19 protein-coding genes are annotated in these 23,013 nt (G+C 59.3%); 17 read left to right on the top strand and 2 right to left on the bottom strand.

Annotation, left to right across the window (positions count from 1 at the left end):
• Positions 1–232 precede the first annotated feature (232 nt).
• From MPRO_RS03980 to MPRO_RS03955, 6 genes are all read left to right on the top strand, one after another.
• Entirely contained in the window at positions 233–1,684 is a 1,452-nt protein-coding gene (locus tag MPRO_RS03980) for an NCS1 family nucleobase:cation symporter-1 (protein WP_067287297.1), read from the top strand.
• 286 nt (positions 1,685–1,970) lie between these two features.
• Entirely contained in the window at positions 1,971–2,717 is a 747-nt protein-coding gene (locus tag MPRO_RS03975; protein ID WP_067287294.1) for an aspartate/glutamate racemase family protein, read from the top strand.
• Entirely contained in the window at positions 2,717–4,150 is a 1,434-nt protein-coding gene (locus MPRO_RS03970; protein WP_067287290.1) for an amidase, read from the top strand. Before MPRO_RS03975 ends, MPRO_RS03970 begins: the two co-directional genes overlap by 1 nt.
• A 65-nt stretch (positions 4,151–4,215) precedes the next feature.
• Positions 4,216–5,253, top strand: coding sequence for a TRAP transporter substrate-binding protein (locus MPRO_RS03965; protein ID WP_067287287.1), 1,038 nt, complete (start codon positions 4,216–4,218; stop codon positions 5,251–5,253).
• Between the two features lie 116 nt (positions 5,254–5,369).
• Positions 5,370–5,882, top strand: a complete 513-nt coding sequence (locus MPRO_RS03960; protein WP_158651746.1) for a TRAP transporter small permease — start codon at positions 5,370–5,372, stop codon at positions 5,880–5,882.
• Between the two features lie 42 nt (positions 5,883–5,924).
• Entirely contained in the window at positions 5,925–7,223 is a 1,299-nt protein-coding gene (locus MPRO_RS03955) for a TRAP transporter large permease (protein WP_067287280.1), read from the top strand.
• A 23-nt stretch (positions 7,224–7,246) separates the two neighbouring features.
• Here the strand turns inward: MPRO_RS03955 and MPRO_RS03950 are convergent, their stop codons facing one another.
• Positions 7,247–8,137, bottom strand: a complete 891-nt coding sequence (locus tag MPRO_RS03950; RefSeq protein ID WP_067287277.1) for a LysR family transcriptional regulator — start codon at positions 8,135–8,137, stop codon at positions 7,247–7,249.
• A 100-nt stretch (positions 8,138–8,237) separates the two neighbouring features.
• On the opposite strand from MPRO_RS03950, the gene MPRO_RS03945 reads away from it, so the two are divergent.
• Positions 8,238–9,356, top strand: coding sequence for an oxidoreductase (locus MPRO_RS03945; protein WP_067287275.1), 1,119 nt, complete (start codon positions 8,238–8,240; stop codon positions 9,354–9,356).
• Between the two features lie 169 nt (positions 9,357–9,525).
• On the opposite strand, the gene MPRO_RS03940 is transcribed toward MPRO_RS03945, so the two are convergent.
• A complete protein-coding gene (locus MPRO_RS03940) occupies positions 9,526–10,215 on the bottom strand; it encodes a GntR family transcriptional regulator (RefSeq protein WP_067287273.1) in 690 nt (229 codons plus the stop codon).
• Positions 10,216–11,070: 855 nt separating this feature from the next.
• Here MPRO_RS03940 and MPRO_RS03935 point away from each other — a divergent pair.
• From MPRO_RS03935 to MPRO_RS03890, 10 genes are all read left to right on the top strand, one after another.
• The gene (locus MPRO_RS03935) at positions 11,071–12,105 is read left to right on the top strand and encodes a TRAP transporter substrate-binding protein (protein WP_245635023.1); all 1,035 of its coding nucleotides are present in this window, start codon (positions 11,071–11,073) and stop codon (positions 12,103–12,105) included.
• Positions 12,105–12,650 carry a TRAP transporter small permease gene (locus MPRO_RS03930; RefSeq protein ID WP_067287271.1) on the top strand — a complete coding sequence of 182 codons (546 nt, stop codon included), beginning with the start codon at positions 12,105–12,107 and terminating at the stop codon, positions 12,648–12,650. The genes MPRO_RS03935 and MPRO_RS03930 overlap by 1 nt, the downstream gene beginning before the upstream one ends.
• Positions 12,650–13,930, top strand: a complete 1,281-nt coding sequence (locus tag MPRO_RS03925) for a TRAP transporter large permease (protein ID WP_067287268.1) — start codon at positions 12,650–12,652, stop codon at positions 13,928–13,930. Before MPRO_RS03930 ends, MPRO_RS03925 begins: the two co-directional genes overlap by 1 nt.
• An 82-nt stretch (positions 13,931–14,012) precedes the next feature.
• Positions 14,013–14,744 carry a maleate cis-trans isomerase family protein gene (locus MPRO_RS03920; protein WP_067287265.1) on the top strand — a complete coding sequence of 244 codons (732 nt, stop codon included), beginning with the start codon at positions 14,013–14,015 and terminating at the stop codon, positions 14,742–14,744.
• A gap of 642 nt (positions 14,745–15,386) precedes the next feature.
• The gene (locus MPRO_RS03915) at positions 15,387–16,295 is read left to right on the top strand and encodes a bile acid:sodium symporter (RefSeq protein WP_067287261.1); all 909 of its coding nucleotides are present in this window, start codon (positions 15,387–15,389) and stop codon (positions 16,293–16,295) included.
• A 657-nt stretch (positions 16,296–16,952) separates the two neighbouring features.
• Entirely contained in the window at positions 16,953–18,437 is a 1,485-nt protein-coding gene (gene hydA / locus MPRO_RS03910; RefSeq protein ID WP_245635022.1) for a dihydropyrimidinase, read from the top strand.
• A gap of 86 nt (positions 18,438–18,523) precedes the next feature.
• Positions 18,524–19,729, top strand: coding sequence for a pyridoxal-phosphate-dependent aminotransferase family protein (locus MPRO_RS03905; RefSeq protein WP_067287258.1), 1,206 nt, complete (start codon positions 18,524–18,526; stop codon positions 19,727–19,729).
• 131 nt (positions 19,730–19,860) lie between these two features.
• Positions 19,861–20,898, top strand: coding sequence for a TRAP transporter substrate-binding protein (locus tag MPRO_RS03900; protein WP_067287254.1), 1,038 nt, complete (start codon positions 19,861–19,863; stop codon positions 20,896–20,898).
• A gap of 72 nt (positions 20,899–20,970) precedes the next feature.
• The gene (locus MPRO_RS03895; protein ID WP_067287251.1) at positions 20,971–21,687 is read left to right on the top strand and encodes a TRAP transporter small permease; all 717 of its coding nucleotides are present in this window, start codon (positions 20,971–20,973) and stop codon (positions 21,685–21,687) included.
• Positions 21,684–22,976: a TRAP transporter large permease gene (locus tag MPRO_RS03890; protein WP_067287248.1), complete on the top strand. Its 1,293-nt coding sequence runs from the start codon at positions 21,684–21,686 to the stop codon at positions 22,974–22,976. Before MPRO_RS03895 ends, MPRO_RS03890 begins: the two co-directional genes overlap by 4 nt.
• Positions 22,977–23,013: the final 37 nt, after the last annotated feature.

Raw genomic sequence — 23,013 nt, 5'->3', positions numbered from 1 at the left:
TCGGCTGCATGAAGCCGATTCAGCTGGGGGTTATTTGTGTACATCTCTGTAAACATCTTTGTTTTGTTTTTAATCGATATGTGTTCTATTGTCATTGTTAACAATAATGTTTCCAGTAATGTTGAAGCAGGGCTATCGAGGATGATGGCTCAGTGCGTTATGTCGGCCCGGGGTGGTCGGGGTAGGCACAAGCCCACAGGCGTAGCAGCCCTAATAAGATCGGTGGAAAACCATGCGTGAAAATCTAACAATTAAAAAGATCGACAGCAGTTTGTACAACGAGGATCTGGCGCCCATTCCGGTGGAAAAACGCACCTGGGGCTGGTTCGAAATATTCAATGTCTGGTCTAACGACATCCAGAGTCTGTTTGGCTATACCCTGGCGGCGTCGCTCTTTATTAGCTACGGCCTCAATGGCTGGGCGGTGTTTGCGGCTATTATCCTGGCGGGTTTTATCGTCATGGGGCTGGTGAATCTGTCCGGCGCACCCAGCGTGCGCTATGGCATTCCCTATCCGGTGATGGCTCGCGCCAGCATGGGCGTGCGGGGCGCCAACTTCCCCGCTGTAATCCGCGGTATCGTCGCCATCTTCTGGTATGGCGTGCAAACCTACTTTGCCTCGACCGCCATAGCGCTGCTGATCAATACGCTCTTCACCATCGAAAGTACCGCGACCTTCCTCGGCATGACCGCCGTGGACTGGACCGCCTTTGTGCTGGTCTGGCTGTTCCAGATTTACCTGTTCTGGCAGGGTATCGACTGGATTACCCGCTTCCTTAACTGGGCCGGCCCATTGGTATATCTGGTGATGTTCGCACTGCTGGCGGTGATCTGGTACAAGGCCGGCGGCGGTTTGCTGGATGCGGTAGGCACTATTTTCAGCGGCGCTTCGGACTACACCGGCAGCAGCTTTTCCGCCTTCGTGGCTATCGTCGGCACCATGATTGCCTACTTTGCTGCGGTGGTGATCAACTTCGGTGATTTCTCGCGCTTTGTGCGCAGTGAGTCGGAAATGAAGAAGGGGAACCTGCTGGGATTGCCGGTCAGCCTGGCAGTGTTTTCCTTTATTGCCCTCTTTGTGACAGCGGGCACCGTAGTGCTATTCGGCGAAGCCCTGACCAACCCAACCGATATTATCGCGCGGGTGGATAACACCTTCCTCACCGTGGTCGCCGCCATCACCTTCTTTGCGGCTACTATCGGCATCAACCTGGTGGCCAACTTTATCCCGCCAGCCTATGACATCGCCAACCTGGCGCCGAGCAAGATCAGCTTCCGCATGGGCGGGCTGATTACGGCGGTGATAGCGTTCTTTATCGGCGGCCTCTGGGTCTCGTTGGTCAGCCAGGTCGGCATCGCCGGTTTTGTGGATACTCTGGGGGCGGTGCTGGCGCCGGTATACGGCATCATGATTGTGGATTATTACCTGATCAAGGGTGGCAATCTGGATATTCAGGATCTGTTCTCGGCCGATCCCAAGGGCAAGTACTACTTTGACGGCGGCTGGAACAAAAAGGCCATCCTGGGCTTCTGCGTCGCGGGCGTCTTTTCCATCGGTACAGTCTGGGTGCCAGCGCTGGAAGCGCTGTCCGGCTACGGCTGGGTCATTGGCGCATTGCTGGGTGGTGCCATCCACTGGTTGCTGATGCGCGGCGCGGCTGTGCCAGCAGCACAGCGGGCCTGATTCAAGCCTGCGTATATTACATAGTTCAAGTTCGCACTTCCTCGGCCCGCAGCAATGCGGGCCTTTTTTTTGTGTACGCCAGGCATGGCGCATTGGTGGGTGGGCTGGCGGCTTGATGGGCTTCGCTGCGCTGTGCCTATCCGGCGGGTAGCGGCAAGGTTCGCCGAGCCTGTGGTGGGTTCGGGGGATAGTGCATAGGCTTAGATCTATAACTCATAACTAAAAATATTGAATTATGAATTATATGGTGGCAGTATCATGAAAAACACCCGCTACAGGGGCGCCTATGAAAATCCTTTTGCTCAATCCCAATACATCGGAAGTTCTCACCACTCAGCTCACCGAAGTGGCAACGCGCTATGCCGCGGTGGGCACCGAGATCATCCCTGCCACGGGTGCCTTCGGTGTGCCTTATATCGCCAACCGGGCTGAAGCTGTGATCGGCGCCAGTGCTGCGCTGGAGATTCTGGCGCAGCAGCATGATCAGGTAGATGGCGCCATTCTGGCGGCCTTCGGGGATCCTGGGTTGGGAGCGGCGCGGGAGCTGTTTGATATTCCCATCGTCGGTCTGGCGGAGGCGGGCATGCTGACCGCCTGCATGCTGGGCAAAAAATTCGCCATAGTGACCTTTTCCACCGCACTGGGCGCCTGGTACCAGGAATGTGTTGAGTGGAATCAGCTGCAGGACCGCTGCTGCGCTATCCGCATGCTGGATCAGCCGTTCAAGTCTATAGGTGCAGTGCGGGAGGAAAAGGAAGACCTGCTGGCGGAACTGGCCCTGGCAGCGGTACGGGAAAACGGCGCTGATGTGATAGTGCTGGCCGGTGCACCTCTGTCGGGGCTGGCGGATCGTATCCGCCACCGCGTGCCTGTGCCGATGATCGATTGCTGTGCGGCGGCCATCAAGCAGATCGAAGCGCTGGTTAGTTTGAACTTGAAAGCGCCGGAAACCGGTACCTATAGACGTCCCGGCGCCAAGGATACGACTGGGCTCAGTGCAGCCCTGGCAGCCCGTATCGAGCACCGCAGCTGATGAGGCATCTTGCCCAGAGTCTGCCAGCACTGAATGCCGCGAGCCTTGCGGCGATCATCGCCCGGGGGGAGCTCAGCCTGGCCGAGGTGGCCGAGGCCTTTATTGCCGCGGTGACCGAGCGTAATCCGCAGATCAACGCGCTGATTCGTTTCGATGCCCAGGCGGTGCTTAGTCAGCTGCCGGCGCTCGAAGCCTTGCAGCGCTCGGGGCAGCCCGCGCCCCTGCTGGGTGTGCCCTTTAGCGTCAAGGACACTATCTGGGTGCAGGGGCAAAAGACCACCCAGGGTTCCCGGCTGTTTGCCGACTTTGTGGCGCCTGCGGATGCCGTGGCGGTAGAGCGCCTGCGTCGGGCCGGTGCGCTGATACTGGGTCACAGCAACAGCTCGGAATTTGCCTGCAAGGGCGTGACCACGAATAAAGTTTACGGTCCGACCCGCAACCCCTGGAATCTGGACATGACGCCGGGCGGTTCTTCAGGCGGGGCAGCGGCAGCAGTGGCTGCGGGGCTCGGGCCTTTCGCGCTCTGTACCGATGGCGGTGGCTCCACGCGCCGCCCGGCATCCCATACGGGTGTGGTGGGCTTCAAGCCCTCCGCAGGATTGATTGCGCATCCGGTCGGTTTTCAGGAGCCGCTGTTTGGTAACGGCGTCATTGGTCTGATGAGCCGCTCCGTCGCCGATCTGAACTTGCTGCTGCCGGTACTGGCGGGCGCTGATGCCCGGGATGCCGATGCCCCTGTCGGTCTGCCTGCCTATGATCCGGCCGCGGCTTTGGCCTCGGTCAAAGGGCTGCGCATCGCTCTGAGCCCGCGCTTTGGGCTCGACGTACCGGTAGAGCCCGAGGTAGCGGCGGCGATAGAGCAAGTGGCGGTGCTGCTGCGCGATGCCGGCGCCTTCGTGGAAGAACGCGATCCCGTCTGGCCGCCGGGCGCTGGTGAAGCAGCCTTTGCCACCTTGCAGTTTGCCGGATTAGCGGCGCTCTACGGCGAGCAGTGGCGCCAGAATCCAGATCAATTCGATGTCGATATTGGCGCCCAGATAGAGCAGGGCATGGCGCTGTCCGGGACCGCGGTAGCAGCTGCGTATTTTGAGCGAGCGCAGTTACAGCGCTCACTGGCCCAGCTGTTTGAGTGCTGCGATGCGGTGCTGACCCCCACCACGCCCTGTACCGCCTGGGCCTTTACTGAGCTTGGCCCCAACACCATTGACGGCCAGGCGGTATCGGCCCGGGGTCACGCGGTCTTTACCCCGATCATCAATCACAGTTTTCATGCCGCCCTTTCGGTGCCCTGTGGTCTGGCCAGTAATGGCCTGCCGATGGGGGCGCAGATAATAGTGCCACGTTTTCAGGACGCCAGAGCACTGGCGCTTGGCAACCTGATAGAAGCGGCGCTGGGCCATGCCTTTGCCGTGCCCAAATGGCCCTTCGGCTGAGTTAAACAGTCACCAAAAACCTGATGGCCTGTGCCATCTACACTGAACGCAACAGGAGTAACACCATGAACGTAACTCTGAAACAGCCAGCTTTTAAACAGTCTCGCGTAAAGAGCCTGCTGGCGGCTGCGGTTATCACCGCTGGTGCTCTCTGTGCTGCGGGTTCCGCCAGCGCCGCGACCATTCGCCTGAGCACCACTGTGTCGGATTCGTCCAACTGGGTGAAGGCGGCCAACCGATTCAAGGAGCTGGTGGAGGAGCGCAGCGGCGCAAAACACAAGGTTGAAGTCTATGCCAACGGTACTCTGGTTAGCGGCAATGACCGCGTGGAGCTGGAAATGGCCCAGGCCGGCGCCATCGATATCATCATGAAATCGACTCCCTGGCTGAGCCAGCTCAACCCTGACTTCGTGGTGGTATCCATGCCGTGGATCTTCCCTGATACCAATGCGGCCATGGCGGTGATGGATGGCCCTGTGGGCGACAGACTCTCTGCAAAACTCGAATCCCAGGGGATTCGCACCCTGGCCTGGGGTTCCGGCAGCTTCTTTCAGCTCTATACCAACCCAGGCCCGATCGAGACAGTTGATGATATCAGCGGCGTGAAGATCCGCACGCCGGGATTGGAGCTGTACCTCGACTCCTGGTCTGCCATTGGCTCGGTGCCGGTGGCCATGAGCTTTGCCGAAGTATTTACCGCGCTCCAGGCCGGCGCCATCGATGGCGGCATTTCTCCGATTCCGCTGATTTATTCATCGCGCTTCTATGAAGTCAGCAAGAACATTGCCATGGTGAATTATTCCTTCGAAGCCATCGGCATGCTGGCCAGCAATGTGTTCTGGAGCCGCCTGTCGGCGGAAGACCAGACGCTGGTGGGCCAGGCCGCCAAGGATGCCATGATCTATCAGCGTGAGGTGGCCGCCAGCGAAGAGGCGGATCTGGCCAAGGTGATGGAAGAGGCGGGCGTGACTATCCAGACGCCATCTGCCGAGGCGCTGGCGGGCTTCAAGGCCAAGGTGGCGCCTGTCTATGCCACCTTCAAGGAAAAGGTCGGGGCAGAGCTGGTGACTGAAGTCGAAGCACAGGTGCAGGCGCTGAACTGAGGGCTGTTAACTGAGACGCTAAGCCGGGGCGGGTGCTGCCCGCCCTGAGCGAGTCTGGTGTGAAATGATCAGGCTGCATTCCTGACAGCATGGCTATGCGCATCCACTGGAGACTGATGATGAGATATGTCGCTGCAAAAGCTACCAGCTGGCTCGACAGGCTGGAAAAATTTACGGTCGTCACGCTCTGCGGGTCTATTGTCGTGCTGATCTTCATGGGGGTGCTGTCGCGCTTCTTTTTCCACTACTCCATTGCCTGGTCGGAGGAGCTGGCCCGCTACATGTTCCTGTTGGGGGCCCTGTTTGGCGCAGCAGCAGCCTGCAAAACCGGCCAGCATGGCGGCATTCCGCTGCTGGTCGACAAGCTGCCACCGGCCTGGCAGCGCGTGACCGAGGTCATTGTTGGCATCTGCATGCTGGTGTTTATCGGTTTTCTGGCCTGGCTCAGTTACGGCACCACCCTGCGCGCCCTGGCGAGTGGCCAGTCCAGCATGACCACCGGCATTCCGGTCTGGGTAATCAACGGCGGCATGTTCCTGGCGTTTTCGCTGGCCTTCCTGCGCACGATTCAAGGTCTCATTCTGGGCGCCTACCGAATCGACAAGCCTTTGGTAGATGAGCAGAACTGAGCTGCCGCCTGCAGGTTTCCCCAGCTTACGAGTGATTGAATTATGCAGTTACTGACTAACCCGGCCATTATCGGCCTGATGGTGTTCTTTGGCTTTCTGGCCCTGAACGTCCCTGTTTTTGTATCCATCGGCCTTGCTGGCCTGATGGCCTTTGTGGTGTTTGAAATCGCGCCGCTGAGTGTGGTGCCCTATATCTTTTCCGGCTCGCTGGACTCTTTCCCGCTGCTGGCAACACCGCTGTTTATTATTGCCGGCAACCTGATTACCCGCACCGGCATCGCCATCAAGCTGGTGCGCCTGGCCGAGATGATGCTGGGGCCCTTGCCGGGCGGTCTTGCACTCACGGTGCTGGTCACAGGCGCTATGCTGGGCTCGATGTCCGGTTCCAACATCGCCACAGTGGCGGCGCTGAGCTTTCTGGTCGGGCCCATGGTGGAGCGCGGCTATGACCGTGGTTTTGCCGTGGCCGTGGTCGCTGCCGGCTGCACCTTTGGCGTGGTCATACCGCCGAGCATCGGCTTTATCATCTATGGCGTTATTACCGAAACCTCCATCCCCAAGCTGTTTGCCGCCGGTGTCGGGCCGGGCCTGGCCATGCTGCTGATCCTGGGTGGCTATGTCCTCTTTATTTCCAAGAAACGGGGCTACAAGGGCGCGGATATCGAGGATCGCAACCTGGCGACATTTTTCGCCGCTTTCAAGGATGCCTTCTGGGGCCTGATGGCGCCGGTGATTATCCTGGGCGGTATCTATACCGGTATCTTCACCGCGACTGAAGCGGCGGCGGTGGCCGTGGTCTATCTGTTTCTGGTCGATCGCTTTGTGTACAAGCAGATTTCCTTTGCCCAGCTGCCCGATGTGATCTTCGAGTCCGGCCGTACCATCGGTGTCATAGTGCTGCTGATCGCGACCTCGGCCGTCTATGGCTGGGTGATGCAGACCCAGGGCCTGGCTACCATGCTCAACGACTACATTCTGGATATCAGCGGCGGTAACGCCATTCTGATTCTGCTGTTCTTCAATCTGGTGCTGATCGTGTCCGGGGCTTTCCTTGAGCCCATTGCCGCCATGTACCTGCTGGTGCCGCTGTTCAAGCCCACTCTGCTGGCGATTGGCTTTGATCTGGTGCATTTCGGTGCGGTGCTGACGGTGAACCTGTCCATGGCGCATCTGACACCGCCTGTGGGTGTGGGGCTCTTCCTGGCCTCGCAGCTCGGCAAGGTGCCTTTCGCCACGGCGGCGCGCTATGCCATCCCGTTCGTGCTCTGCGAGGTGGTCGTGATACTGCTGGTAACTTACGTTAAACCCATCTCCATGTGGTTGCCGTCCCTGATCGGTTAGCCAGCCACCATGATCGGCTTGAGTCAGGCGCCGGCGAGCTGCTGGCGCAGAAACTGGCGAAACAGTTGTAGCGGATAAGGTCGGTGGGGCATTTTCACCATCAGCGCATAGAGATGCAGCGGTGGGCTCTGGTACTCCCTCAATACAGGGGCGAGCCGACCGAGCTTTATGTCCTCGGTCACCAGAAACTCGGGGATCAGGGCAATGCCTTCGCCAGCCACTAATGCCTCACGCAACAGCAGGCTGTTGTTCGATTGCATGCGTGTCGGTGGGTAAACAACCTGGCCGTCGTTAAAGCGCCAGGGCGAGATCTGGGCCCCGCGGCAGAAGACCAGGCACCGATGCCGGGCAATGTCTGTTGGTGTCGCGGGCTGGCCGTGGCGTTCTATATAGGCCGGCGCCGCACAGGCAATATGCTGGTAAGTCGCCAGCCGCTGGCAGATAAGTGAGCTGTCCGACAGTTCGCTGGCCAGGCGCAGCACCAGATCATAGCGTTCCTCCTGCACACTGACGAACTCATCCCCCAGCTGGGCATCCAGCTCAATATCGGGGTACTGCTGCATAAAGCGTGTCGCCATGCCGGCAAAGTAGCTCAGCCCCCACGACATGGGCATGCTGATTCTGACCTTGCCCGCGGCAAGCTGCCTGTCCTGGGACAGGTCATCCTCCAGTGCTTTCCAGCCATCGAGCAGCTGCACCGCATGCTGGTAACAGCGCTCGCCGGCGCTAGTCAGGCGAATATGGCGCGTACTGCGTTGCAGCAGGGTATTGTCCAATTCGGCTTCGAGCCGGTTAACCGTTTTCGACACCCAGGCCGGGGTGCAGTTGAGGCGCTGCGCGGCGGCGGTAAAGTTGCCTGCCTCTACAATGGCGCGAAAGATTCGCAGGCTTTCCAGTTGATTCAGTGTTGCCATTGCACTACCAATCGTTAAAGGTGACTTAACATTATTGGGGTTATTCAACTAATTGCCAATGAATAGAATGGCTCCACCTTGAATACATTGGAGTCTGGAAATGACTGATAACAGCCTGTTTACCCCCGCTCGCCTCGGCGGACTGTCCCTTGGTAACCGACTTGCGGTTGCCCCCATGACCCGCGTTAGCGCCGGCACCGAAGGCCTGCTCACCCCCCAGATGCTCGACTACTACCATAGTTTTGCCGAGGGTGGCTTTGGTCTGATCATTACCGAAGGTCTCTATACGGACCGGGTCTACAGCCAGGGTTACCAGGGCCAGCCGGGGCTGACCTGTCAGGCACAGGCTGAGAGCTGGAAGCCGCTTAATCAGGCGCTGCATGCCGCTGGCGCCCGCAGTATTGCACAGCTGATGCATGCCGGTGCCCTGTCACAGTTCAATGGTTTTAATAGCGATACGGCGGGTCCTTCGGCCGTTAAGCCCAAGGGGCAACAGATGGGCTTCTACGATGGAGAGGGTGGCTATGCAACCCCCAAAGCAATGACTCAGTCCGATATCGATGTTGCTATCGTGGGCTTTGCGCAAGCTGCACAGCGGGCGCAGGCCGCAGGATTTGACGGCGTTGAAATCCACGGCGCCAATGGCTACTTGCTGGATCAGTTTCTGTCGGCCGGCAGCAATGAGCGCACCGATGGCTATGGCGGTACCCCACAAAATCGTGTGCGCCTGATCCTTGAGGTTATCGCTGCGGTGCGCGCGGCGACAGGCGCAGACTTCGTGATTGGCGTGCGTATTTCACAGAAGAAAGTAAACGACGACCAGCATCTCTGGCCTGAGGGGGAGGCCGCTGCTGCGGCGATCTTTACGGCGATTGGCCAGGCGGGGACTGATTATATTCACACTACCGAGCCTGGTGCCGAGCAGGCGGCATTCGAGGGCACTGCTTCACTGGCGAGCCTCGCGGCGCGTTACAGCGGCCTGCCGGTGATCGCCAATGGCGGTGTTGGGCAAGCTGCTCAGGCACAACATCTGCTGGATGAACATCAGGTGACCCTGGTCGCCCTTGGCAAGGCGGCACTGGCCAACCCCGATTGGGTCCTGCGTGCACGCAGCGGTACCGCGTTGCGCGAGTTCGAATTTGCCATGCTGGCTCCCCGGGCAGATCTGGATAATGCCCAGCGCTACTTTGCCGAACATGCCTCTGCAGCCAGCGCCTGAGCGAGCTATCCACCACAGGCTTGGCGATGTTTTCAGCCTGGCTGAGTCTCTACCATGACTCAGCCAGCCCCTCCGGCATTGTTATTTGTTTGTTTGTTGGCTGTTTCTAACCCCTAGCCCCTTTCACCTTGCTCTTCCTCGCACCTCGCACCTCGCTCCTTGGCGGCCGTCAGGCCCGCGCCGTTTCCGGGGGCTGCATCATGCTGCGGATGGTATCGCCGGTCTTGTTGACGTGGTCGAACAGAATACGGCCGGCGCGCAGGCTGTCCCGGGCCAGCAGAGCCTCGACCAGCGCCTGGTGTTCCTGCACCGATTCATCCCAGTGGGCGTCCGACAGGGTGGAGAAATAGCGGCCGCGGCGGGTACGGCCGCTAATCAGGCTGTGTACCCGCTGCAGCTGGCGGTTGCCCGACAGGTCTATCACCTGCTGGTGGACCTGCAGGTTGAGGGCGAAGTAGGCGCGGGGATCACGGGCGCGGTAGCGCGCTTCCATTTCCAGGTTCAGCAGTCTGAAGGCGTCGAGTTCTGCATCGCTGGCACGCTGGGCGGCAAGTTCTGCGGCCAGGCGTTCCAGCCCGCCGAGAACGTCAAACAGCTCGTTGAGCTGGGCTTCGTTCACCTTGGTGACGCGGGCGCCACGGTGGGGTTCGATGCTGATCAGGCCTTCGCTTTGCAATACCTTGAGCGCTTCGCGCAGCGGCGTGCGGGAAATATCCAGCAGGGCACAGAGTTCTACCTCATCCACCCGGCTGCCTTCAGCCAGGGTTTCCTCGGTGATCATGGTCCGCAAATGTTCGGCAACATCTTCGTGCAGCAGGCGCCGCCGTACGCTGTGTGTGAGCCGGACGCTTTGATTCATGCCTCTCTTCCTCTGTTCTGTGACGCGCAAACCGGCCGGGGTCAAAGGCGGCAAAGCGCCTGAAAACGGGCTCTTTCGGTTCCTGTCAGCCTGATCTGTGCGGTTTGTCGGTGTCGAACATCTGTTGCTGCGTTCGCTCGAAACCATGATTGGCAATACTTAATTCATAATTATGTTGATAATAGTGACGCCTTAGGTGCAGGTCAATCTGTCCGTGCCTCAATGGGGGGCGCTCGCCGATTTTTTGTTTTTTAGTACTTTAAAAACAATGGCTTACGATATTAAAGTAAATTAAAAATATTGAATTATTAATTCCGTATGTTCATGTGGAGTGTTCTTGCGCTCCGTTATGGTGCGGCATGGCGGCATGGCGGCATGGGGGCATGGGGGCGAGGGGCGAGGGGCGAGGGGCGAGGAGAAAGGTGCGAGGAAGAGCAAGATAAAAGGGGCTAGGGGCTAGGGGCGAGGTGCGAGGCGAGGTAAAAAGAGGCGAGGGGAAAGGGGCTAGGAGAAAGGTGCGAGGAGGCGAGGTGCGAGGAGGCGAGGTGCTAGGGGGAAGGGCAGGGCGAGGCACGGATGTTGCGTGCCTTTCAGGTAAATATGGGGCAAGGCGATGGCCAAAAACTGTTGCCGTGCAAGCCGGACGAACTGGAAAAAAAGGGACAACGCAAAAGGGCATGATGGCTTGTCATCCCAAAACTGCTGGTGTATATATTGTTCGTAATTAGAAATTCATAATTATATATTGTGAAGAACTGCTGATCGATCTGGCCAGTTAGCCCCCTGAACCCAGCAAGCGACAGGGGGGCCTGGCCGGTGAGATTGGCGGTAATATGCTGGAAACCAAGAGGAATCATGATGCGAAATAATAACAAGGCTCCATCCCGACTGGATAATCTGACACGGGCCTGTGTCCGTACAACCTTGGCGACCGGGCTGGTGGCGGCGACGCTGTTCTCGGCCAGCGCCCTGGCGGAAAAAAACCTGCGCCTGGCGGGTAACTTTGCCACCACCCACTCCAGCAGTGTGGCGATGGAGCAGTTCAAGGCGCGTCTGCCGGAGATATCCAAGGGGGCGCTGACCGTGGATGTGTTCCCGGCCATGCAGCTGGGCGGCGCCAAGGAAAATATCGACCAGGTACGCTCCGGTGTACTGGAAATGACCTGGGTGGGGGCGTCCTACCTGTCCCGCATAGTGCCGGAGCTGGAGGCGGTGAGCCTGCCCTTTGTGTACGCCAACCGTGAGGAAGCCTTCAAGGTGGTGGATGGCCCGGTGGGGACGCTGCTGAACGAGAAACTGGCTGAGAAGGGCTTTGTGGCTCTGGGTTTTATGGAACTGGGCTCGCGTCAGGTCACCAACAGTCAGCATCCGATCCGCACTCTGGCGGATTTCGATGGTTTGAAGATTCGACTGCAACCCAATGAAACGCACCTCTCTACCTTCCGTGCTCTGGGTGCAAGCCCGGTATCCATGGGCATCAATGAGGTCTACTCGGCGCTGCAGCAGGGCGTGATCGATGGCCAGGAAAATCCCTACAGCGTGATCGAGACGCAGAAGTTCAACGAGGTGCAGACCTACCTGACCGATACTTCGCACTTCTTTGACTTTATCGTGGTGGTGGCCAACAAGCGCAAGTTCGACAAGCTCGATGCCCCTGAACAGCAGGCATTGCGCGAAGCCATGGGTGAAGCCGTTGCCTGGCAGCGGACCAAGGCTGCCGATGAAGACACCGCTGCGCGGGACAAACTGGTGGCATCCAATATGGAGCTGGTTCAGGTTTCCCCCGAACTGCGTCAGCAGATGCGTGAGCGCACAGCACCCGTGATAGAGGCGCTGAAGGAGCGTATTGGTAGCGACGTGATTGATGCCGTACTGGCGGAAGTGCAGTAATGACGGATCGGCTTTTTAGCGGAGCCCCGGTGGCGGAGGAGGCCCTGAGGGTCTCCCCGCTGGCGCGGCGCTATCAGCAGATGCTCAAGTCCGTCGACGGACTGTCGTATGGACTTATTGTGCTGGCGATGACCCTGATGACGGGGCTGGTAACGGCCCAGGTGGTGCTGCGCTATTTCTTTGGTGACTCGCTGGACTGGGCCGATGAAATGTCGCGTCTGGCCTTCGTCTGGTCGATCTTTCTGGCCTTGCCCCACGGCATCAAGAAAGGCATACACGTGGGTATCGATATCCTGATCAACCAGTTCGGCTCGCGTATTCGCGAAAGTCTGATGCGGCTGATGCTGACGCTCAGCGGTGGCTTGATGCTGCTGGTGATGTGGCAGGCGGTGCTGGTGGCGCAGGACGCCTGGGGCGAGATGATGCCCACGGTGGAACTCAGCGTTTCGGCTTTCTATATCGCGGTGATTATCTCCATGACCCATGCCTTCCTGCACCTGGCGTTTCTGGTGTGGCAGGGTACCCATGTCTGGGGGGATGAATAATGGTTCTTGTATCCATTGGCATATTCTTCGTGCTGGCGCTGCTGGGCATGCCGCTGGCCTTTGCGCTGGGTTTTTCGGCGCTCGGCGCCTTTGTTTTCGGTGATATCGATCTGGCGCTGATGCCCCAAAGCATGATGCATGCGGTCAATTCCTTCCCGCTGATGGCGATTCCGCTGTTTATGCTGGCCGGCGAATTTATGGTGGGCGGCCAGATCATGCAGCGTGTGATCGACTTCGCCAATGCCGTGGTGGGCCGGGTGCAGGGCGGGCTGGCCCATGTGACCATTCTGTCCGGGCTGGGTCTTGCCTCGGTCACCGGTGCCGCCGTAGCCGGTGCCAGTGCCCTGGGCACCACCATGATGCCGTCCCTGCGCAAGCATTATGACAACGGTTTCGGCTCCGCCGTGGTGGCCTCGGCATCGAACCTTGGGCCTATCATTCCGCCCAGTGCGGCCATGATCGTTTATGCCCTGATGGCTGGCTCCAGCGTCTCGGTGGGTGGTCTCTTTATGGCCGGTGTAGTGCCGGGCATTCTGCTGACCGTCGGCATGATGGGTCTGGCGACCTGGATGTCATATCGCAAAGGCTATGAGCCCACCGGCGATCCCTTCAGCTGGCGCAATGTACTGCGTCAGAGCCGCCGCGCCGGGGTGATTCTGCTGATGCCGGTACTGGTAATCGGCGGCATCGTTGGCGGGGTCTTCACCGCCACCGAGGGCGCGGCCATCGCCGTGATCTATTCCCTGCTGGTCGGGCTGTTCGTGACTCGCAAGCTGAAAATCGCCGCCATTCCAGGCTGCATGTTCCGCGCCGCCCTGACGTCTGCGGTAGTGGGGGCGCTGATTGCCTTCGCGAAACCCGTGACTTTCGTGTTCACGCTGGATCTGCTGCCGCTGCATTTGTCGCAATTCATTCAAGGCTTTACCGCCGATCCTATGGTGTTCTTGGCGCTGGTCATGGGCATGCTGCTGATCGTGGGGATGTTCCTGGAGTCGAATGCGGCCTACATCATGCTGGCACCGTTGTTCGCCCCCATAGCGCTGGCCTACGGCATAGATCCGATCTACTTCGGCTTCCTGTTCGTGATGAATCTGGTGGTGGGCATGATGACGCCACCGGTGGGGGTGTTGCTGTTCGTGATGTGCGGTATTTCCAAGATATCCATCGGGGAACTGCTGAAATCGGTCTGGCCCTTTATCGTGCTGCAGTATCTGGTGCTGGCGCTGTGCTGGATCTTCCCCGATATCGTGACCGCGCTGCCCCGTGCCCTGGGGTATTAACCCGTCCACTACTTAATGACACTGATCCCGGAGCGTCCGCGGGCGCTCCAGGCTGACTATATAAAGAAGAAGGAAAATATCGATGAACCAACGTACCTTGCTGGGCGTACTGACGCCCTCATCCAATACAGTGCTGGAACCACTGACCGCCGAGATGCTGCACGACCTGCCGGATGTCAGCGCCCATTTTGGCCGTCTCAAGGTGACCGAGATTTCCCTGCGTGATCAGGCCCTGAGCCAGTTCGACAACGAGCCTTTTTTGCAGTCGGCACGCCTGCTGGCCGATGCGCGGGTGCAATCCATCACCTGGAACGGCACTTCATCGGGCTGGCGCGGCTTTGGGGATGACGAAGCACTCTGTGAAGTGCTGCAGGCCGAAACCGGCATCCCCGCCTGCACCTCGGTGCTGGCGCTGAATGAAATCTTCCACAAGACCCGGGTAAAGAACTTCGCCCTGGTGACACCCTATCTGGACGATGTGCAGGAAAAAATCATCACCAACTACCGCGAGGCGGGTTTTAACTGCATCGCCGAGCGTCATCTGGGGGACAAGGGCAACTTTTCCTTCTCCGAGTACAGCGAGGAAACCATTGCCGATATGGTGCGTGCCGTGGCCGCCGAGAGCAAACCCGATGCCATCACTATCTTCTGCACCAACCTGCGCGGCCCCCGTGTAGCGGCGCAGCTTGAAAAGGAACTGCAGATTCCGATCTACGACAGCATCGCTACTGGCCTGTGGAAGGGCATGAAGCTCGCCGGCGCCGATACCCGTCGCATCAAGGGCTGGGGGTCACTCTTCAGCGAGGTTGATTGATCCGTTTGCCATGACGGGTTGCTGTGCATATGGGGAGGATGGGTGACGTGGGTAACGGTGCGAAAATAAAACGGGGATAGAGGGGTTTCTACGCCGCGAAACCCATCAGGTTTTCCGGATGGCACCTGCTGGCCGATAGCATTGATGATGGGTTACACCGCCGCATACCCCGGTGCGGGCCGGTCGGGCAAGTGGCAGGGCGGTTGCACCCATCCTACGGAGTTCGGTTCAGACGAGTAGGATGGGTGGAGCGGCGTAATCCGCTGGAATAAAACGGATACGGCGAGGCATGACGCCGCGCAACCCATCACCGGTTTCGGGCCGCGCATGCTGGCTGATAGCATCGATGATGGGTTACACCGCCGCATAACCCGGTGCGGGCCGGTCGGGCAAGCGGCAGGGCGGTTGCACCCATCCTGCGGAGTTCGGTTCAGACGAGTAGGATGGGTGCAGAGGCGTAATCCGCTGGAATAAAACGGATACGGCGAGGCATGAGCGCCGCGCAACCCATCACCGGTTTCGGATAGCAGGTGCCGCCCAATGCTTCCATGATGGGGTGCACCCCTTTAAACTCCGCTACCAACCGATCACGCAAACATGCCTGGCGGTGTCCCCCATTCGGTAGGTGCGAAGGAGCGTGTCATGGTCTGGTTTTTGCCACTGGGTCTCTGTGTTGCCATAGTGGCGGCGCTGCTGTTGCCAGGGCCTGGCGTTGCGCTCAATCAGCTGGGCCTGCCGGCGCTGCTGGTGGCGCTAATCTTCCTGATCAACGGCATGCAAACACGGCTCTCGGGCCTGAGGCCTGAGCCGCGCTTTGGCGCCACCTTTGTCGCCGCGGCTCTGATCAGCCTGCTGCTGTCACCGCTGCTGGGCTGGCTGATCGTGCGCGGCAGCGGGGTGGATACGAGCCTTGGCCTGGGTCTGCTGGTGATGGCGCTGGTGCCGCCGACCCTGTCATCCTGCATAGTGCTGACCCGGGTGGCCGGTGGCAAGGCGATCTGGGCGCTGTTCATGACCCTGGGGCTGAGCTTCCTCGGCATTCTCACCATTCCGTTATTACTCAGCCCCCTGGTGGGCAGCAGCATTGAGCTGTCGCCCTGGCCGTTGCTGTTCAAGCTGCTGCAAATCGTGCTGTTGCCCTTTGTGCTCGGGCTGCTGCTGCGACCACTGCTGGGTGCCCTGGTACAGGCTCCCTGGCTCGGGGTGGTGCCGACGGTCAGCGTAATAGCGACTGTCTGGATCACCCTGTCAGCCAGCGAGGCGGCGCTCTATCAGTTATCCCTGACTGCGCTGGCCGGCATAGCTGCGCTGGCGTTCGTGCTGCATGGCCTGCTGTTGCTGCTGTGCATGCTGGCGGCACGGCTGCTGAGTCTTGAGGCAGGCGAGCGCAGCGCCCTGATGCTGACGGCCTCGCAGAAGACATTGCCCGTTGCGGTGTCTGTGCTGGTGGGGCTGGGATCCTCCACCGGCGTGGCGGTGATCAGCTGCATTCTGTTTCATTTGCTGCAACTGCTGTTCGACTCCCTGCTGGCGCCGCGCCTGCGACGCTGATATTGGGTCAGCTTCTGTTGGCCCTTCCTTTTTCCTGACTCCCTTTCCTGAAGCAGCCTCAATACCTGAGCAGCACACTGCTGGGTGCTTGGTGTGCTTTCGTAGCGAACATCAGACCTTGCACCTTTGAACTGTTTTCCACCGCGGGCGCTACGGGTGTCGGAATTCGCTACGCTCATTGCCAACCTACGGGTTGTCGTGTGTAGCCTGGAATGAGCTTGCGAATTCCGGGAAATGAGCCCCAGGCGAATTTCGAAGATATGCCTGCGAATTCCGGGAATCAGGATAAACCAGCGGCCTTCGAGTGGGCGACCTAACTGGGTGTCCACTTTCACGGGGTCGCGTCAGTGGCGGGTGCTTGGCTATTCGTGATGGGCATTCCGCTGTATTGGCTCCGATAGCACCGCCTGTCAGGCATTTATTTTCCGTATTTATACACCGCTAAACCACACTTAATTCGATAAATAGTCTTTTAAATCAGTCTCTTGGTTTGATTGTTACCGCTATCTTTATGCGGAATAAAATATATTGCATTCATAATTATATCGGGGGTAGGATAGTTTTAACGCTTAATGAACGGAAAGCGGGTCCGGCGCCAGAGCCTTTGCATTGATAGCAGAGGCGGGCCGGAATACCGCCTTCGAGAGAGGAATCACCATGTCCGAGCCGTCTTCTATCGCACCTTCAGCCCAATCTTCAACTGCACCTTCAGCATCAGCGGGCCAGGCCCAGTTTGATCTGGTGATCCGCAACGGTCAGGTGGTCACCGCCGCCGATACTTCCTACTGCGATATCGGCATCCGTGATGGGCGCATTGTTGCCCTGGGTGAAAACCTGGCCGCCGGGCGTGAAGAGATCGATGCCAGCGGCAAGCTGGTGTTGCCAGGCGGCGTGGATGCCCACTGTCATCTGGATCAGCCGATGCCGGAAGGCATGAAGATGGCGGATGACTTTACCAGCGGCACAAGATCTGCCGCCTGCGGTGGCACCACCACCCTGATTCCCTTTGCGGCCCAGGAAAAAGGCCAGTCGCTGCGCGCAGCGGTGGAGGATTATCACAGCCGTGCCGAGGGCAAGGCACTGGTGGATTACGCCTTTCACCTGATCGTCACAGACCCCACCGAAAAGGTACTCAAGGAAGAGCTGCCACAGCTGATCCGCGAGGGCTGCAGCTCGTTCAAGATCTACATGACCTACGACGACCTGAAGCTCGATGACGGCCAGATCATTGATGTACTCAGCGTGGCGCGCAACGAAGGCGCCATGGCCATGATTCACGCCGAAAACTCCGACTGCATCAGCTGGCTGACCAAGCGTCTGCTGGCGGCGGGTCATACCGAACCGCGCTACCACGCCGCCGCCCGCCCCATGCTGGTGGAACGGGAAGCTGCCCACCGCGTAATCGCCTATGCGGAGCTGGTGGATGTACCGATTCTGATCGTGCATGTCTCAGGCGCGGAAGCCGTGGAGCAGATCCGCTGGGCGCGGGGTCAGGGCCTGAGCGTCTTTGCTGAAACCTGCCCGCAGTACCTGTTTCTTACCGCCGAAGACCTGGGCATCGATGGCTATGAGGGCGCCAAGTGCGTCTGCAGCCCGCCGCCGCGGGACAAGGCCAACCAGCAGGTGATCTGGGATGGCCTCAGCGATGGCCTCTTCACTATTTTTTCGTCCGACCACGCGCCCTTTAATTACGAAGATCCGCTGGGCAAGAAGCCCGGCGGCAAGGAAGTGGATTTCCACTATATCCCCAACGGTATTCCGGGGCTGGAAACGCGCCTGCCACTGCTGTTTTCAGAAGGCGTGGGCAAGGGGCGCATCAGCATCAACCGCTTTGTCGAACTCACCTCCACCAACCCCGCCAAGCTCTACGGCCTCTATCCGCAGAAGGGCAGCATCGCCGTGGGGGCAGATGCCGACCTGGTGATCTGGGATGCGCAGCGCGAGGTCACTATCCGCAACGAACAGCTGCACCACGACGTGGATTACACCCCCTACGAGGGCATGCAGATTACCGGCTGGCCCGAGACCACCCTGTCCCGTGGCGAAGTGGTCTGGGGCGCGGGTGTACCCAGCAATGCCGTGGGGCGCGGGCGTTTTCTGCACTGCGGCCGGCCTGAAATGGCCAAGCCGCGAGTCCGCTAGCGCTGTTTCATCCATACCTGCTGGCCGGGCCTGTGCCCGCGCCAACTTGTCATCGAGCGTTTTATATAACAACAAGGAGATCGCGAATGACTTACCGAAGTGGCCGCCATTTTTTGCAGATACCTGGGCCCAGCAATGTGCCTGATCGCATTCTGCGGGCGATGGACAAACCCACCATGGATCACCGTGGGCCCGAGTTTGCCGAACTGGGTAAAAGTGTTCTGGCCGGCATGAAACAGATATTCAAAACCGAGAATCCGGTGGTGATCTATCCGGCCTCCGGCACGGGTGCCTGGGAAGCCGCGCTGGTGAATACCCTCAGCGCCGGTGACCGGGTGCTGATGTGCGAAACCGGCCAGTTTGCCACTCTCTGGCACGGCATGGCGGCAAAACTGGGGCTGGATGCCGAGTTTATCGACGGTGACTGGCGCCACGGCGTTGATCCCCAGGCGGTACAGCAGCGCCTGAGCGCCGACAGCGATCACCGCATCAAGGCGGTCTGCGTGGTGCATCACGAAACCTCCACCGGCGTGACCAGCGATGTGGCGGCCGTGCGCCGTGCCATCGATGCCGCCGGCCATCCGGCGCTGCTGCTGGTGGATACCATTTCGGGCCTGGGCTCGGTGGATTTTCGTACCGATGAGTGGGGTGTGGATGTCGCCATCACCTGTTCCCAGAAAGGTCTGATGATGCCGCCGGGCCTGAGCTTCAACACCATCAGCTCCAAGGCGTTGGCAGCCTCAAAAACCGCCGGTCTGCCACGCTCCTACTGGGGCTGGGACGAAATGCTGCAGCACAACGCCAAGGGCTATTTTCCCTATTCGCCGGCCACCAATTTGCTGTACGGCCTGAAGGAAGCCATCGCCATGCTGCAGGAGGAGGGGCTGGAGAATGTCTTTGCGCGTCATGCCCGCTTCAGCGAAGCCACCCGCCGTGCGGTACGTGCCTGGGGGCTGGAAGTACTGAGCCTGGTGCCTTCTGAACACAGTAATGTGCTTACCGCCGTACTGATGCCCGAAGGCGAGAGCGCCGACCGGTTGCGGGCGGTGATTCTGGAACACTTCGATATGTCCCTCGGTACCGGTCTGAACAAGCTGCAGGACCGGGTGTTCCGCATCGGCCACTTGGGCGATTTTAACGACCTCACCCTGATTGGCACCCTGGCGGGCGTCGAGATGGGCCTCAGCGCCGCAGGCATTGCCCACACCAAGGGCGGCGTACAGGCGGCGCTGGATTATCTGGCCGAGGTGGCCGCAGGCGGGCAGCGCAGCCAGCAGCAGCGGGTCGCCTGATATACACGGACGCGGGCTCTGGCCCGCGTCCAGCCTTCGTCATTCAAGACGAAATGCTCGACCGCATACCGCGGAGCAGCTTGCAGGCCCTTGTCCTGACAGCTCGATTATAAAAATAAGGAGTCATTGTCATGAAAAAAACCATACTGGCCGCAGTACTGGGTGCCTGTGTAATCAGCGCACCTTTGATGGCAGAAGAAACGGTGAAACTGAGGGTGGTGGGTCAGCCCCTGGCCACCGGCCTTATCCAGAAGAACAAGGAGCAACCCTTCTTTGAAACCCTGCAGGCGACAACCGGCCTGCCCATAGAGGTGAACTACAAGCCGCTGGATACCACCGGCATCAAGGACGTGGAGGAACTGCGGGTACTGAAATCCGGCATGTTCGATCTGGTATCCCTGCGCATGTCCCAGGTCTCCCGTGACGAACCCACCATCCTGGGTCTCGATCTGGTGGGTTTGAGCCCGGACTACAAGGCCGGACGGGACGTGGCCGACAAGTACAGCAAGGTGGTGGATGCGCGTCTGCAGGAGCGTTTCAACACCAAGCTGCTGGGTGTCTGGCCCTTTGGCCCCCAGGTGCTGTTCTGCAATCACCCCATTGCCAGCCTGTCGGACGTCAAGGGGCTGAAGGTGCGGGTCTATGACCAGAATCTGGCGCAGTTCGTCGAGTCCGTGGGTGGCATTCCGGTGCCGCTGGGCTTTGGCGACGTGCACCAGAGCCTGGCGCTGGGTGTGGTGGACTGTGCCATCACAGGCCCAAGCTCTGCCAACTCCGCCGGCTGGCCGGAAGTGACCACCCATGTACTGCCACTGGCTTTCCAGATGGCGCTCAATGGCTACGGCATCAACCTGGACACCTGGAACAAGTTCTCGCCTGAGCAACAGACCACCCTGCAGGGTGCCTTCGATACCCTGGTGGATGATATCTGGGCTTACTCCGAGGAGCTGTTCGATGATGCCGGGCGCTGCAACGTGGGCGCCACGCCCTGCGACACAGGTACCAGCTTCGACCTGGTCGGCGTGCCAGTGAGTGACACTGACATGGCGCTGCTGCGCAACGGTGTAAAGGAAGTCTCCTACCCAACCTGGTCCGAAGTCTGCGACAAGACCAATCCGCAGTGCTCGGCTGACTGGAAAGCAGTGCTCGGCGAGTCCGTAGGGCTCTAACAGCTGACTGACACGGGCCGTGGTGGTTAAAAGCCCCGGCCCGTTTTTTCATGACCTGAGTGAGGTGTCTTGATGAAACCTATAGAGACGATCGCCAGCATGGTATTCGGCGCAGTGTTTTTGTTGCTGTCCGTGCTGGTCTCGGTCGAAACGATTCTGCGCAAGTTTTTCAGCATGTCGTTGCAGGGCGCCGACGAGCTCGGCGGCTATGCCCTGGCCGTCGGTGGCACCCTGGCCTTTTCGCTGGCGTTGCTGGGCCGTACCCATATTCGTATTGATCTGTTCCATGAGTTGCTGCCGCGCAAGATGCAGACGCTGCTTAACTGGCTGTCGGCGGTACTGATGGCGGCTTTCGCGGCCACCCTGTGCTGGACCACCTACAAGGTGATCGGTGAAACCCACGACTACGGCAGCACGGCGGCCACGCCCTGGGCCACACCGCTGATTTATCCACAGGGTGTCTGGTTTGCCAGTATTGCAACCTTTGCACTGGTGTCCGTCGGTTTTGCGCTGCGCGCCACCTGGCTGCTGTGCAGTGGCAATCACGACACCCTGAATATCGAGTTCCACCCCAAGGGTGTGTCCGAGGAAGTGAAGGAAGAACTGGAAGACTTTGAGCAGCGCTCTCATTCTTCGGGCGACGCCCAGGCTGAAACCAAAGACGGCGCCGAAGACAGTGCTGAAGATAGCGCTAAGAAAGGCGCCAATAATAAAGAATCGGCAGCGAGTCGCACTCAGGCATCGCTGGCAACGGCAGGCGTAACGGGCACTGCGGGGGCCGTAAAATGAGTATCTCCATCGTATTTCTGACCTTCTTCGCCATGCTGGCCATGCTGCTGCTGGGGTTGCCGATAGCAGTCACCATGGCAATGGTGGGCATGGTGGGGGGCGGTATCGTGTTTGGCTGGCCTTTTCTGGAGTCCACCGGGGCTGTGATCTGGAGCGTGCACAACGAGAATATCCTCACCGCCATTCCGCTGTTTGTACTGCTGGGCGAGCTAATGCTGCGTAGCGGCATTGCCGATCGCATGTACGTGGCCATGGCGGCCTGGCTGGGGCGCCTGCCGGGCGGGCTTATCCACACCAATATAGGTTGCTGCGCGCTCTTCGCTGCCACCTCCGGATCATCCGTGGCCACCGCCGCCACCATAGGCACAGTCGCCTTGCCAACCCTGGGGGATCGCAAGTATTCCATGAAACAGGCGCTGGGCAGCCTGGCCGCCGGCGGCACCCTGGGCATACTGATTCCGCCCAGCGTCAACATGCTGATCTACGGCTCCCTGACCAATAACTCCATCGGCAAGCTGTTTATGGCCGGTCTCTTGCCGGGCATCCTGCTGAGCCTGCTGTTCATGGGCTATATAGCCGTGACCAACTGGGGCCCAGAGGGCAAGCGCGAAGAAAAAGTCTCGCTGAAAGACAAGCTGCGCCTGTCGAAAAACCTGATTCCGCCGGCGGTGATCTTTGGCATCGTCATGGGCAGCATCTATCTGGGGATTGCCACGGCCACCGAATCCGCAGCCCTGGGCGTGATGGCGGCTCTCTTCTTCGGCTGGACATCCGGCCGCCTGAGTCTGGATTTCTTCAAGAACTGCTTTATACAGACGGCGCGCATCACCGGCATGATTCTGCTGATCATTACCGCGGCCTTTATCCTCAACCTCACCATCAGCCTGACCGGCGTGGTGGATGATCTCACCGCCTGGGTGGTGTCCTTCGGGCTCTCAACCACCGGGCTGCTGCTGGTGCTGATTGTGTTCTACCTGTGCCTGGGCATGTTTATGGATGTGCTGTCGATGCAGGTGGTGACCATTCCCATTACCTATCCCATCATGATGGCCATGGGCGTTGACCCGATCTGGTTTGGTGTCTTTATAGTGCTGATGTGCGAGCTGGGCATGATTACGCCACCGGTGGGCATGAACCTCTTCGTGGTGCAGAGTGTACGCAAGGATGGCGGCAATATTCAGGAAGTCATGTGGGGCGTATTACCCTATATGCTGATAATGCTGGCCTTTACCCTGGCGCTGATGGTCTTCCCGCAGATCGCGCTCTGGCTGCCTGAACTGATGCACTGATTGCCCGGGAACGACTGAACCCGATTTTCAACACACA

The sequence above is a fragment of the Marinobacterium profundum genome (assembly GCF_001528745.1).
GTDB lineage: Bacteria > Pseudomonadota > Gammaproteobacteria > Pseudomonadales > Balneatricaceae > Marinobacterium_A > Marinobacterium_A profundum.
Note: the sequence above shows the minus strand (reverse complement) of the source record. Positions and strands in the feature narration are given on the sequence as shown.

Excerpts from the sequence above, each read along its gene's own strand:
- MPRO_RS03980 (WP_067287297.1), top strand. The coding sequence starts at position 233 with ATGCGTGAAAATCTAACAATTAAAAAGATCGACAGCAGTTTGTACAAC.
- MPRO_RS03975 (WP_067287294.1), top strand. The coding sequence starts at position 1,971 with ATGAAAATCCTTTTGCTCAATCCCAATACATCGGAAGTTCTCACCACT.
- MPRO_RS03970 (WP_067287290.1), top strand. The coding sequence starts at position 2,717 with ATGAGGCATCTTGCCCAGAGTCTGCCAGCACTGAATGCCGCGAGCCTT.
- MPRO_RS03965 (WP_067287287.1), top strand. The coding sequence starts at position 4,216 with ATGAACGTAACTCTGAAACAGCCAGCTTTTAAACAGTCTCGCGTAAAG.
- MPRO_RS03960 (WP_158651746.1), top strand. The coding sequence starts at position 5,370 with ATGATGAGATATGTCGCTGCAAAAGCTACCAGCTGGCTCGACAGGCTG.
- MPRO_RS03955 (WP_067287280.1), top strand. The coding sequence starts at position 5,925 with ATGCAGTTACTGACTAACCCGGCCATTATCGGCCTGATGGTGTTCTTT.
- MPRO_RS03950 (WP_067287277.1), bottom strand. The coding sequence starts at position 8,137 with ATGGCAACACTGAATCAACTGGAAAGCCTGCGAATCTTTCGCGCCATT.
- MPRO_RS03945 (WP_067287275.1), top strand. The coding sequence starts at position 8,238 with ATGACTGATAACAGCCTGTTTACCCCCGCTCGCCTCGGCGGACTGTCC.
- MPRO_RS03940 (WP_067287273.1), bottom strand. The coding sequence starts at position 10,215 with ATGAATCAAAGCGTCCGGCTCACACACAGCGTACGGCGGCGCCTGCTG.
- MPRO_RS03935 (WP_245635023.1), top strand. The coding sequence starts at position 11,071 with ATGATGCGAAATAATAACAAGGCTCCATCCCGACTGGATAATCTGACA.
- MPRO_RS03930 (WP_067287271.1), top strand. The coding sequence starts at position 12,105 with ATGACGGATCGGCTTTTTAGCGGAGCCCCGGTGGCGGAGGAGGCCCTG.
- MPRO_RS03925 (WP_067287268.1), top strand. The coding sequence starts at position 12,650 with ATGGTTCTTGTATCCATTGGCATATTCTTCGTGCTGGCGCTGCTGGGC.
- MPRO_RS03920 (WP_067287265.1), top strand. The coding sequence starts at position 14,013 with ATGAACCAACGTACCTTGCTGGGCGTACTGACGCCCTCATCCAATACA.
- MPRO_RS03915 (WP_067287261.1), top strand. The coding sequence starts at position 15,387 with ATGGTCTGGTTTTTGCCACTGGGTCTCTGTGTTGCCATAGTGGCGGCG.
- hydA (WP_245635022.1), top strand. The coding sequence starts at position 16,953 with ATGTCCGAGCCGTCTTCTATCGCACCTTCAGCCCAATCTTCAACTGCA.
- MPRO_RS03905 (WP_067287258.1), top strand. The coding sequence starts at position 18,524 with ATGACTTACCGAAGTGGCCGCCATTTTTTGCAGATACCTGGGCCCAGC.
- MPRO_RS03900 (WP_067287254.1), top strand. The coding sequence starts at position 19,861 with ATGAAAAAAACCATACTGGCCGCAGTACTGGGTGCCTGTGTAATCAGC.
- MPRO_RS03895 (WP_067287251.1), top strand. The coding sequence starts at position 20,971 with ATGAAACCTATAGAGACGATCGCCAGCATGGTATTCGGCGCAGTGTTT.
- MPRO_RS03890 (WP_067287248.1), top strand. The coding sequence starts at position 21,684 with ATGAGTATCTCCATCGTATTTCTGACCTTCTTCGCCATGCTGGCCATG.